General features: G+C 40.8%; 11 protein-coding genes. 9 read left to right on the top strand and 2 right to left on the bottom strand.

Features of this window, described 5'->3' with window-relative positions; genetic code table 11:
* Window positions 1-145 precede the first annotated feature (145 nt).
* From BLT41_RS16945 to BLT41_RS16920, 6 genes are all read left to right on the top strand, one after another.
* Window positions 146-958 carry a histidinol dehydrogenase gene (locus BLT41_RS16945; protein ID WP_092163348.1) on the top strand — a complete coding sequence of 271 codons (813 nt, stop codon included), beginning with the start codon at window positions 146-148 and terminating at the stop codon, window positions 956-958.
* A 56-nt stretch (window positions 959-1,014) separates the two neighbouring features.
* Window positions 1,015-3,066, top strand: a complete 2,052-nt coding sequence (fusA, locus tag BLT41_RS16940) for an elongation factor G (protein ID WP_092163345.1) — start codon at window positions 1,015-1,017, stop codon at window positions 3,064-3,066.
* Between the two features lie 93 nt (window positions 3,067-3,159).
* Entirely contained in the window at window positions 3,160-3,663 is a 504-nt protein-coding gene (locus tag BLT41_RS16935) for a DUF2062 domain-containing protein (protein ID WP_092163343.1), read from the top strand.
* A gap of 175 nt (window positions 3,664-3,838) precedes the next feature.
* Window positions 3,839-6,127, top strand: coding sequence for a chemotaxis protein CheA (locus tag BLT41_RS16930; RefSeq protein ID WP_092163341.1), 2,289 nt, complete (start codon window positions 3,839-3,841; stop codon window positions 6,125-6,127).
* Window positions 6,121-6,984, top strand: a complete 864-nt coding sequence (locus tag BLT41_RS16925; protein ID WP_170830406.1) for a CheR family methyltransferase — start codon at window positions 6,121-6,123, stop codon at window positions 6,982-6,984. Before BLT41_RS16930 ends, BLT41_RS16925 begins: the two co-directional genes overlap by 7 nt.
* A gap of 7 nt (window positions 6,985-6,991) precedes the next feature.
* Complete coding sequence (locus tag BLT41_RS16920; protein WP_092163339.1) at window positions 6,992-8,059, top strand: protein-glutamate methylesterase/protein-glutamine glutaminase; 1,068 nt, start codon at window positions 6,992-6,994, stop codon at window positions 8,057-8,059.
* A gap of 104 nt (window positions 8,060-8,163) precedes the next feature.
* On the opposite strand, the gene BLT41_RS16915 is transcribed toward BLT41_RS16920, so the two are convergent.
* Both BLT41_RS16915 and crcB read right to left on the bottom strand, forming a co-directional pair.
* Entirely contained in the window at window positions 8,164-8,508 is a 345-nt protein-coding gene (locus tag BLT41_RS16915) for a DUF190 domain-containing protein (protein ID WP_092163335.1), read from the bottom strand.
* 43 nt (window positions 8,509-8,551) lie between these two features.
* Window positions 8,552-8,932: a fluoride efflux transporter CrcB gene (crcB, locus tag BLT41_RS16910; protein WP_092163326.1), complete on the bottom strand. Its 381-nt coding sequence runs from the start codon at window positions 8,930-8,932 to the stop codon at window positions 8,552-8,554.
* A gap of 73 nt (window positions 8,933-9,005) precedes the next feature.
* Here crcB and BLT41_RS16905 point away from each other — a divergent pair, with 73 nt between their 5' ends.
* From BLT41_RS16905 to clpA, 3 genes are all read left to right on the top strand, one after another.
* Window positions 9,006-9,584 carry a class IV adenylate cyclase gene (locus tag BLT41_RS16905; RefSeq protein WP_092163325.1) on the top strand — a complete coding sequence of 193 codons (579 nt, stop codon included), beginning with the start codon at window positions 9,006-9,008 and terminating at the stop codon, window positions 9,582-9,584.
* A 126-nt stretch (window positions 9,585-9,710) separates the two neighbouring features.
* On the top strand, window positions 9,711-10,019 hold the full coding sequence (gene clpS, locus BLT41_RS16900; protein ID WP_092163324.1) for an ATP-dependent Clp protease adapter ClpS: 309 nt from the start codon (window positions 9,711-9,713) through the stop codon (window positions 10,017-10,019).
* A gap of 6 nt (window positions 10,020-10,025) precedes the next feature.
* Window positions 10,026-12,368 (top strand): ATP-dependent Clp protease ATP-binding subunit ClpA, encoded by a 2,343-nt coding sequence (gene clpA / locus BLT41_RS16895; RefSeq protein WP_092163323.1) that lies wholly within the window; start codon window positions 10,026-10,028, stop codon window positions 12,366-12,368.
* The last annotated feature ends 42 nt before the right edge of the window (window positions 12,369-12,410 follow it).

Here is a 12,410-nt window from a genome sequence, read left to right as displayed (position 1 = left end):
GACTTTTGTCTGTCGGGTATTTTTTTAGCAATTTTATCTCATTGTTTTACTGAATTTTTAAGTCTATATTTGTTGCCAAGATGATCCTTTAGGTTTTCACGCCTATAATCTTTAAAAGAACTTAAATGTAGCAGGCTGATAAATTATGACCGAAGATAACTTTGCTTTTCCTGAATGGCTGGATGATTTTCAAATTACTGATGAAGTTTTTGCTGTAGCCTATGAGGCTGTTTTGCCTCCTCAAAGAGCTTGGATGAAAAAGACAATTGCTCAGGTTTATGCTGTCAATTCTCCTGATTCACCGCAAAGCAAGTGGACCGTAAATACATGGAAGGGCGGTTTTGAAACTGAGATAGCAAATTCGCCGCTTGATTGTGTACTTATGCTTGTTGACAAGGGAGCTACTTCCGCAGTTAGAATTCTTGCCGCACTTGCCCCCGCTTTAGCGGTCGGGGTTCAGAATATTTTAGTTGTCTTCGTCGGAGAAGGGGAACTTTCTCAGCCTGTTTTGACGGGGTTTGAACTTGCCGGGCAGGAAGCTGTTGTTTCGCTCTCCGACGATAAATTCTCAGAGCTGATTTCGTTTGTATATGAATCAGAAGTGTCAACCGCAATTCTTGATCTCAGATCATGCCCGACTGATCTCAGCTATTCTGAGAACGTACGATACTGGCGGGCTCCGAATATTTCGGTTATTTCAATCTGCGCGGACGAAGATGGTCCTGATATGGACGTTGTTAAGTTTGCTCACCCTGATGTGACAATCGAAGAAACGACAATAGAAGACCTTGCTGAATCCGGCGGAGACGTCGCAATTGTTCCTGCGGAACTTATAGGGGAAGCTTTGGTTGATTTTAAAATGGTACTTTCTCATGAGCAGGAAGGTTGCTGGATGTGGAATAATCTTACAGACCGATTCTTTAGAAAAGATTCTGTAGCGCTGGCTGTTTGTTTATAGACAGTACATGGTTTAATCTTTTTATTTGATAAGATTTTTATCTGGAAGGTAATTTTATGAGTGATAACTCTGATTTTTCTGCAAAGAGTATTGAAAAAATACGAAATATTGGAATTATTGCACACATAGATGCCGGTAAAACAACTGTTACCGAGCGTATGCTGTATTTTTCAGGCAAAATTCACAGACTGGGTGAGGTGCATGAAGGCACAGCCACGATGGATTATATGCCGGAAGAACAGGAGCGCGGAATTACGATTACTTCCGCTGTAACTGCTTGTTTTTGGGGTAAAAATACAATCAATATAATTGATACTCCCGGGCATGTCGATTTTACTATAGAAGTGCAGCGTTCACTTAGAGTTCTTGATGGCGCTGTCGGTGTTTTTTGCGCTGTCGGGGGTGTTGAGCCGCAGTCTGAAACCGTTTGGCGGCAGAGTGAAAATTTCGGAGTTCCAAAGCTTGTTTTCATAAACAAAATGGACAGGCTCGGAGCTGATTTTGAAGCTGTTCTAGAATCCATGGTGGAGCGGCTTAAAATAAAAATTCTTCCAGTTCAAATCCCAGATGGTGCCGGGGATGAATTTGCAGGAGTTTTTGATCTCATCCGTCTTAATAAAATTGTATATGACGAAGATGAGAATGGTGAAATATTTGAGATATCGGAGCTCAGTGAACAGGAATTGGAACGGGTCTCTCCTTGGCGTGAGAGAATGTGCGATACACTTTCTGAGTTTGACGATGAATTTTTAGAGCGATATTTAAATGATGAAATAGATCCCGATTATATAGAATCTGTTATCCGCAAAGCGACATTACAGCTTGAACTTGTTCCAGTCTTTGCCGGGTCCGCTTTAAAAAATGTCGGAGTGCAGCCTTTAATGGACGGGATCGGTAAGTACTTACCAAGTCCGCTTGAAGTCTCTCAGGTTAAAGGAGTTGATCCTCTTACAGGTGTTGAAAGGACGGTGGACCCGTCTGTATCGGCTGATTTTCAGGCTCTGGTTTTTAAGATTGTTATGGATTTAGGGCGCAAAATAGTGCTTATGCGAATCTATTCCGGAAAAATAGACGCGGGCGATACCGTTAAGAACGTGACTCAAGGGACCGTTGAAAGAATTGATCGTCTTTTCAGGATGCATGCCGGTCGTAAGGAAAAGCTGGAAGTTGCAGGAGTCGGTGATATTGTTGCTGTGGCCGGTCTTAAGAATTCCCGCACTGGCGACACGCTTTCTACTTCCGAAAAGCCCATTATACTCGAACAGATTGAATTATATAAGCCGGTTATTTCGTTGGCAATCGAGCCAAGAAACTCCGATGAATCCGAAAAACTGGATGATGTTCTAGATAAATATCTACAAGAAGATCCTACTCTTAACCTTAAAACGGATGAAGACACCGGACAGATAATTTTATCTGGTATGGGAGAGCTTCATTTAGAAGTTGTGCTGGAAAGAATGCGCAGGGAGTACGGGCTTGCACCTAGAGCCGGTAAACCGCAAGTTGTATATCAGGAAGTTCCGGGCAAATTGGCGGAAGCTGAAGAAGAATTTGACAAGCAAATAGGTGATGAGAAACATTATGGCTGTGTAAGATTGTCTGTTGAGCCTTCAACGCGTGGTGATGGACGAAATGTCAGTTTTGAAATTGATACTGGACTGTGGGCTTCTGAATGGCTAGATGCTGTGGCGGAAGGTATAGACGATTCCCTTCAGTGCGGAGTTCTAAAAGGATTTCCCGTTCAGGATATTAGAGTGCGTATTTTAGAACTTAAAAAGAAAGATGGTGAATCCAGCGAGCAGGGTTATCATCTTGCGGCAGGGCGTGCGCTTAAGAAGGCTTTAGCAGCTTCAGCTCCAAAGCTGATGGAACCGATTATGGATATTGAAGTTTCCGCTCCTGATGATTTTATAGGAGAAGTGATAGGGTTGCTGGGATCTAAAGGGGCCCGCATTGAAAATATGCTTGACCGGAATGGTCAGAAAGTTGTGCAGGCTCTTGCTCCGCTCAGTAAAATGTTCGGATTTTCCACTGAGTTACGGTCGTCAACGCAAGGCCGTTCAGGATTTGTAATGAAATTTCATAGTTTTGATGTTCTTGATAAGTAGTCAATATTTTAGTATTTTTTATGAGCCCTAGCTAGCTATATTAGTTCGCTTATTTTGATTAGTTTATAATTGTCAGGTAAAGAAGGGATTTTGATGCCAAAAGAAGTCAGCAGGTATGCCAGATTAAAAAGATTTATTCGTTTGTATTACCTTAAAGTTGTGCGTCTTAACGCCTCTCCTCATCAAGTTGCGATGGGGGTGGCCAGTGGTGTTTTCGGTGGATGTTTTCCCGTTATTCCGGGGCTTCCTTTGCAAACAGTTATAGCTGTTATTGCTGCTTTTGTTACCAGAAGCAGCAAAGTTGCAGCTATTGTCGCCACTTGGATCTCAAATCCTCTTAACTGGCTTTTATTTTATTATATTCAATTTAAAATTGGATCATTTTTGCTTCCAATAGATGTTAAATTTGACCCTGCAACATGGCAAGTGTCAGACTTTATGGCGATTGGGTGGCAAGGGGTTACTATTTTAATGTTCGGTGGCTTTATTTTAGCTATTCCTATGTCCATCGCTTCATATTTTATTGCTCTATTTTTTATTAGAAGACATAGAAAGCGCAAGGCGTTGCGTATGCTGGCAAGAAGAAAGAAATTGTGATTTGGTTAATACCAGCCCAGTGATTTTCCTGTCGGTTTAAACCTCCCTCAAGGGAGGTTTTTTTTTGAAAGTTCTATTTTTAATACGGTTTATTGTAATACTTCTTGAAAGAATTGAATTAAATGTTTAAAAATATAAAGAGATTTTATTATGAATACTGACGGGGAGACTTCTTATGTCCGATGATATGACTACTCAGGTTTTTAAAGAGGAGGCTTTTGAGCTTTTAGGTGAGCTTGAATCCTCTCTTTTAGAACTTGAAGATCTGCCAGATGATATGGATTTGATCAATCGAGTCTTTAGAGCTCTTCACACGATCAAAGGCTCTGGTTCCATGTTTGGTTTTGATGCGATTGCCGGTTTTACTCATCACGTGGAAACCGTTTTTGATATGGTTCGAAACGGCGATCTTCCAATTACCAAAGAATTGCTGACCTTGGTTTTGTCTTCCCGCGACCATATTTATACAATGCTGCAATCTCCTTCCGGTGAAGGAGAAGCAGGTCAAGGCGATAGTATTCTTGAAGGCCTTAGGACAATTGCATCCGGGGACTCCGCTGACGAAGTGTCGTCTGATACTGAAATGAATGCTGCTGTTGAAGTTGACACTGAATATTTTGAAGCAGAAAAGTCTAAAATCGAAGATTCTAAAATTGACGACACTGATGTCGAAGAAGTGCTGATTTCAGATAACGCCGTTGTTTGGAAATACCTTTTTAAAATAATTATCAGTTCTGGTGAAGCGGATGATGTTTCAAAAGATGCTTTGTATCCTCTTTTTGAAGAGCTTGCCCGTATCGGAGAAATTAAATCGGAAGTAGTTTTTGCTGACTTTGAAAATAATTCAGCACATTCTGGAATATGGTGGGAAGTTCTTTTTTTAAGCAACAGTGACAGCTCCTCTATTGAAGAAATTTTCTTTTTTACCGACGTTCCTATTACAGTGAAGGTTTGCGAACAGGATCAAGCTAAATTAGATGAATATCTTGCTGAAATTAAGGTTGAAATAGATAAGCCTGATACAAGTATTGAAGAACTCGCAGTTCACGACAGCTCGGATGACCAGGATTTTGGCCCTCCCGTGATTGACAAATCTACAGATGTTAGAAAACTGGGTGAAATCCTTGTCGATAGAGGCGATCTTACTCAGGATAATCTTAATGAGGTTCTTGCTGATCAAAAACCCATTGGTGAATTGTTGGCAGCCAAAGGTGTTGTTGCCCGGGATAAAATTGACAGTGCTTTAGCCGAGCAGAGCGCCAGTAAAGAAACTGTTGCTACCCGCCGTAAAATGGATGTGACCTCTTCACTCAGGGTTTCAGCGGAAAAGCTTGATTTGCTGGTTGATCTGGTTGGAGAATTAGTAATTGTTCAGGCTCAGATATGCCAAGTTGTCGGTGAAAAAAATGATCCTTCCCTTACTGCTCTTTCGGAAGAACTGGAACGTCTTTCGGACGAATTAAGAGATAGCACCCTCGGAATAAGAATGCTTCCTATCGGTACAACTTTCAGTAAATTCAGAAGGTTGGTGCGTGATCTTTCTGATGAACTTGGTAAAGAAATTGAGTTACATACAATCGGGGCAGAGACCGAATTAGATAAGACAGTGATTGAAAGGTTGGGCGATCCTTTAATTCATTTGCTGCGAAACTCTATTGATCACGGTGTGGAACTTCCTGCTGTCCGTGAATCAAAAGGAAAGTCTCGTCGTGGGAATATAACTTTAACCGCGGAACATTCCGGCGGAGAAGTTGTTATTTTGATCAAAGATGATGGTAAAGGTATATCGAAAGATGTCATTTTTGCGAAAGCCGTAGAAAAAGGCATTGTTACTGCGGATGCAGAGCTTACAACGAAAGAAGTTTTCAACCTCATTTTTGAGCCTGGTTTTTCTACAGCCGAGAGCGTTACAAGTGTTTCCGGCCGAGGGGTCGGAATGGATGTTGTAAAGCGCGCGATTGATTCATTGCGAGGGCGCATTGATATAGACAGTCAGGAAGGGAAAGGCTCTCTTATTACAATCAGGCTGCCATTGACTCTTGCTATTATTGATGGATTGCAGGTTAAAGTTGAAGATGGGTATTTTGTAATTCCTCTCTCTCTTGTTGAAGAGTGTGTTGAATTGACTCGTAAAAATGTTGAAGAAGCAAATGGTCAGCAGTTTGTTAATTTGCGTGGGGAAATTGTTCCTTACATTCGTATCAGAGAGTGGTTTGACATAGAGGGAGAATCTCCACTTATAGAACAAATTGTAATAACCGGACTTGAAGGTAGTAGAATAGGTGTAGTTGTTGATACAGTAATAGGTGAACATCAAACAGTTATTAAAAGCCTCGGTAGAGTTTATAGAGATGTGGAAGGTATATCCGGTGCAACTATTAAAGGCGATGGAACTTTAGCTTTAATCTTAGATATACCAAAGCTTTTCCGTACTGTTCTGGCAGAAATAAAGGCAGCATGTTAAAATCTACAATGAAAGATATTGATGAGGTTGTTTCTATCACTCCTAAAATGAAGGATACTGATTTCAAAAAATTCAGTAACTTGATCAAGAGTGAATTCGGAATTAAAATGCCTCTTTCGAAAAAGACCATGCTTGAGGCAAGGCTTCAGAAAAGATTACGCGCTTTAGGGATGATATCCCATTCTGAGTATTGCGATTTTTTATTCAGTCCCGGTGGACTTGAAAAAGAACTTACTTCGCTTATTGATGTTGTTACGACTAATACAACTGATTTTTTTCGTGAGCCTAAGCATTTCGAGCTTCTCCTCACCACTGTTTTGCCTGAATTGATCCGGCGTAGTTCTGCTCCTGTTAAAATTTGGTCTGCCGGCTGTTCCAGTGGAGAAGAACCGTATACTTTGGGTATTGTGTTAAGCGAGTTTGCTGAAAAAAATCCTGATTTTAATTTTTCAATTCTAGCAACGGATATTTCAAACGAGATACTCAATAAAGCTATAAATGCTGTGTACCCTATGAGTAAAGTTGATGTTATTCCGATGGTTATGAAAAAAAAATATCTGCTTAAAAGTAAAAACAAAGCTAATCAGTTAGTTAGAATTGCTCCTGAAGTAAGGCGCAAGGTGGAGTTTCGCAGATTAAATTTTATGGAAAGTTTTCCATTTAAGGATGAAAAAGATATAATATTTTGTCGCAATGTTGTGATCTATTTTGACAGGGCTACGCAATATACTCTTTTTAATAAATTTTGTGCAAAGCTGTCTAAGGGTGGATTTTTGTTTATTGGTCATTCCGAAAGTATTTCAGGAATGGAATTACCTGTGAGGCAAATTGCCCCTACTGTTTACCAGAAGATTTGAGGGAAGAATGAGAAAGAAAACTCGTGTATTGATAGTCGATGATTCTGCGCTGGTTAGAAGTACTCTGCTTAGTTTGTTTAAGACAGATGCTGAGATTGAGGTTATAGGCAGCGCATCTGATCCGTTTGCGGCTGCTAAGATAATGGAAACAGTTATTCCGGATGTCATCACTTTAGATATTGAGATGCCTCGAATGGATGGACTGACTTTTTTGCGTAAGTTGATGACTCAACATCCAATTGCGGTTGTTATTTGTTCAACTCTTACTGAAAAAGGATCGGAGAGTTATATGAAAGCTCTTGAATTCGGTGCTGTTGAAGTCATAACCAAGCCTAAGGTTGGAACAAGGCAATTTTTCGAAGAGTCCAGCATCAGGGTTTGTGATGCTGTTAAAGCCGCAGCTTTGACTAAGCCTAAAAAACTTACAGCTAAACCAATGATAATTCAGCCGAAACTTACTGCTGATGCAATGCTCCCGAAAGCAAGAGCTAATTGTCTGAAGACAACTGAAAAAGTTGTTTTAGTCGGAGCTTCAACCGGCGGAACAGAAGCGTTACAAACTTTTCTTCAAGGTATGCCGATAGATAGCCCGGGGATTGCCATTGTTCAGCATATGCCGGAACATTTTACTGCTGCATTTTCCCAAAGACTTGATACTATCTGTCAAATAAGAGTGAAGGAAGCCGTTGATGGTGACAGTATCCTTAGAGGACAGGCCCTCATCGCTCCCGGTAATAAGCATATGTTGCTCAAAAGGTCGGGCGCCCGCTATTATGTTGAAGTAAAGGATGGACCGCTTGTCAGCAGGCATAGGCCTTCTGTAGATGTCCTTTTTCGGTCTGGAGCTCATAATGCAGGTAAAAATGCAATCGGTGTTATTATGACCGGAATGGGTGATGACGGTGCAAAAGGTATGAAGGAAATGCACGATGCCGGAACATATTGTATCGCGCAGGATGAAGCTTCATGTGTTGTTTTCGGTATGCCTCATGAGGCCATCAAGCATGGCGGAGTTGATAATGTTTTAACATTGAAAAGGATTGCAAATGAGGTTGTGGCTAAGTGTCGTAGCTAATAAGGTTTGTAATTTCTATCAATTTTGACGAAAGTTTTTTAACTGTCAGGATACTTCTTAAAAGCATCCTGACAGTTTTGTATTAATTACCGGGTGAGTTTTATTTATTTTTTACCTTCGTTGTGTTTATGAAAAACAACTTTTACCTCTTCCGATGTAACTAATCCTTCGGTCAAAGTTTCTTTTAAAAAATCTTCGAAAGGTAATATCTTTTCAGCCGTGTCTACAATTTCTATGATCATGGGCAAATCTTCAGAAAGTCTTAGAATAGAAGTTGTCCGAACCTGACTGTTAACACCATACCCCATTACTCCACGATAAACCGTAGCACCTGCAAGTCCGCGCTTTCTGGCTTCATTAACAATTACTTCAAAAGTGGGGCGATGATTGATGCGGTTTTCTTCTCCGGTAAAAATTCTGAGTCGTATAGCTTTTTCAGGCAGATTCATTCTAAGCTCCGTTTTATAAATATTTAGCGAATTTTTCAGAATTTTAGGAAACGAGCATTCTTCCAAGTGCCAGTCCGGCTATTACACATAAAAACCCAAGCGCACTCTGTCCCCCTATGTTGAGGGCTGCGAGTGGCCATTGTCCGGTTTTGACTAATTCGGTTGTTTCAAACATATATGTTGAAAAGGTCGTAAATGCACCCATAAAACCGGTTAGGATCATCAATCTCATTTCTGGCGAAAGTCCTAGCCTATCCTCGAATGTTCCGCTAATAATTCCAAATAGTAAACATCCGAGCATGTTGACGGTAAAAGTTCCTGCCGGAAAAGACGTACTGAAAAAACGTTGAGCAGCACCGGAAACAAAATATCGGCAAAGTGTGCCGGCTGCACCGCCTGCCGCTAGAAAAAAATACTTTTGCATACCTTATGTCCTGTATTATACTATTCAATGCTGAAAAAATCAGTACCACTTCAAGCTATAAGAGAAAAGAGAAATGGCTTTTGAGATAGAACTTAAATATTTGAATGCGGATCATGATCAGCTTAGAAAATTACTTAAAAACCTAGGTGGAGAGTTTCTTTCACGTCATTATGAGCGTAATGTCGTTTTAGATGATCCCGCGAGAACTTTATTTAAAAGGTCTGCGTTGTTACGAGTCAGGCAGGCTGACAAAATAACTATGACCGTCAAGCGAGTTCCTGTTAACTTTGTTCCGGGAAAAGCTAAGGTTTATATTGAACATGAAACAGAAGTTTCAGATTTTGATGAAACTGTTTCCGCTCTTGAAGTTTTAGGGTATATACCTGTATTTAAATACGAAAAATTCAGAGAAGAATGGAAGTTTGCGGATTGTTTAATTTGTCTTGATCTTTTGCCTTTCGGATCGTTTATTGAAATTGAAGGTGCGGAAGAATCTATTCTTTCATGCGCAGTGAAGCTTGAGCTTAAAGATTCGGATGCAAGCAAAAAAACATACCACGAATTAAACAGAAACTATCGTGCGAAGGCAGGACTTGAACCTGACGAAAACTTTGTATTCAGTCCTGAAGAATTGAAACTTTTACAACCATAAAGTTTAAAAAATGGTTTGTTTAAACGTCAGAATTAAATTTTACTGTTATTTCTTGCTCGACAGGGCAGGAATTAGTTCTTATTGTAAGCTAAGCTAAAAATAAATATTTTAATTATGTAGTGGAATATGTCTAAATATAATGAAGAATTTGATTCAGATGTAATCTTTAAAGATGAACTTAAAGAACCTAGAAAGTATAAGGTATTATTGCACAATGATGATTATACTTCTATGGAATTTGTTATTGCAGTGCTCATACAAGTGTTTAGAAAAACTGAAGAAGAGTCCACTGAAATTATGCTTAAAGTTCATAATGAAGGGTTCGGAATCTGTGGAATATACACTGCTGAAGTCGCTGAAACACGCGTGGAAATGGTCAGGCAGCTTGCAACGCAAGCCGGCTTTCCTCTTAAATGTACAATAGAAGAGGTCTGATAATATATGCTTAGCAAAGCCCTTGAACAAGCTCTGACTTCTGCGGTTAATGAAGTCAGACTTAGAAATCACGAGTTTCTTACTCTTGAACATTTGCTTTATGCCATTGTTCAGGAAGAAATAGGCGCGGATATTCTTTCTGGTTGCGGTGCTGAGCTTTTACAGCTCAGGAGTCAACTCGAAAGATTTTTCGATGAAAACCTTGAGCCGCTCCCCAGTGGAGTAGAAACAGAAGTCATTCAGACTCTCGGTGTAAGACGGGTTCTTCAGAAGGCCATCTGGCAGAAGAAAGCAGCCGGTAAAGATGTTGTTGAAGTCGGAGATGTGCTTGCAGCCATGTTCGAGGAAGAGGATTCCTACGCGGTTTATTTCATGAAGACTCATGATATCAGTCGTTTAGATGTTCTTGAATATATTTCACATGCCCTTAGCAATGAAAATGATTGGACGGAAGGTCTTAATATCAGTCCCAATCCCGGAGCTGGGCACAATCACGGGCATAATGATCCCGGTCAGAAGCCTGGAAGGCCGCAAGGTAAACCCGGCGCTGGCAATGACGATAAAAAGTCTCCGCTCGAAGAATTTACAAGCAACCTGACGATGAAGGCCCGCGATGGTAAAATCGATCCTCTTATCGGCCGCGATTCCGAGGTTGAAAGAACTTTGCAGGTGCTTTCCCGCAGACGTAAGAATAATCCTATTTTTGTAGGTGATCCCGGCGTAGGTAAAACCGCCATGGCTGAAGGGCTTGCTCTTGCCATAGCCAAAGGAAAGGTTCCAAAGTCCTTTGAAAACGCAGAAGTCTTTGCTCTTGATATGGGCGCTCTTCTTGCGGGAACAAAGTACAGAGGCGATTTTGAATCCCGCCTGAAAGGTGTGCTTGGCCAGATTAAGCATATTCCGGGCGCGATTTTATTTGTGGATGAGATTCATACTATCGTCGGAGCCGGAGCTGTCAGCGGTGGATCAATGGATGCGTCCAATATTCTTAAGCCTTTTCTGGCATCCGGTGAAGTCCGCTGCATAGGGGCGACAACTTATGAAGAATATAAGAATCATTTTGAAAAGGACCGGGCTTTATCTCGTAGATTTCAGAAAATAGATATTACTGAGCCTTCGGTAGAAGAGACTATTGAAATTCTTAAAGGTCTTAAACCTTATTATGAAGAACATCATAAAGTTGTCTATTCTCCATCGGCGATTAAAGCTGCTGCTGAGCTTGCAGCGAGGCATATCAATGAACGCTTTTTACCCGATAAGGCTATCGACGTAATTGACGAGGCCGGAGCTTTTTATGGCCTTAGTCAGCGTAAGCGCAAAGGTGACAGGATACTTGTTTCCGATGTTGAGAAGGTTATTTCAAAGATTGCGCGTATTCCTACACGGCGTATCACCATGTCTGACCGTACCCGGTTGCAGGAGCTTGATGTAAATCTCAAGTCCGTTGTTTTCGGGCAGGATGAAGCTGTCGATCTTATTTCTAAGGCAATTCTTCGTTCAAGAGCGGGTATGAAGCAAGTTGGCCGGCCTACCGGTTCATTCTTGCTTACCGGTCCTACAGGGGTTGGTAAAACAGAACTTGCCAGACAGCTTGCCACAACGATGGGTATTCATTTCATGCGTTTTGATATGAGTGAATATATGGAAAAACATGCTGTTGCCCGGCTTATAGGTGCTCCTCCCGGATATGTGGGATTTGATCAGGGTGGTTTGCTCACTGAGGGAGTTCGCAAAAATCCTCACTGTGTTATTCTTTTTGACGAAATTGAAAAGGCGCATCCTGATGTTTTCAATATCCTGTTGCAGGTTATGGATTACGCAACTCTTACTGATAATAACGGTAGAAAAGCCGATTTCAGAAATATTGTTCTGCTCATGACTTCCAATGCCGGTGCTCGCGAAATGACTAAAAGCGGAATCGGCTTTGGGGCAGGTGTTCAAGGTGTAGAAGATAAGGGGCTTTCAATTAAAGCCGTAGAGAAGGTTTTCAGTCCTGAATTTCGTAACAGGCTTGATGCGATTGTTTCCTTCAATTCTCTTAAGCTGGATGTGATGGAAATGATTGTGGATAAGTTTATCAAAGAACTTAACCAGCAGCTTTCCGATCAGAGAATAGTTGTTGAAATTGATGATAAATCCAAACGCTGGCTTGCAGAAAAGGGGCATGACCCAGCATACGGCGCGCGCCCGATGGCTAGGTTGATTCAAACCTCCATTAAAGACGAAATTGCTGACGAAATTCTTTTCGGTAAGCTTGTTAAGGGCGGACATGTTGTTATTTCTACTAAAAAAGACAAAAAAAAGGGTGAAATATTATCCTTTAATTTTAAAACAGCTAGTAGTGATTAGACATTAAATTTATCTTTTTGATGAATTTAACAATTTAGTTGT

The organism is Maridesulfovibrio ferrireducens, assembly GCF_900101105.1.
GTDB lineage: Bacteria > Desulfobacterota > Desulfovibrionia > Desulfovibrionales > Desulfovibrionaceae > Maridesulfovibrio > Maridesulfovibrio ferrireducens.
Note: the sequence above shows the minus strand (reverse complement) of the source record. Positions and strands in the feature narration are given on the sequence as shown.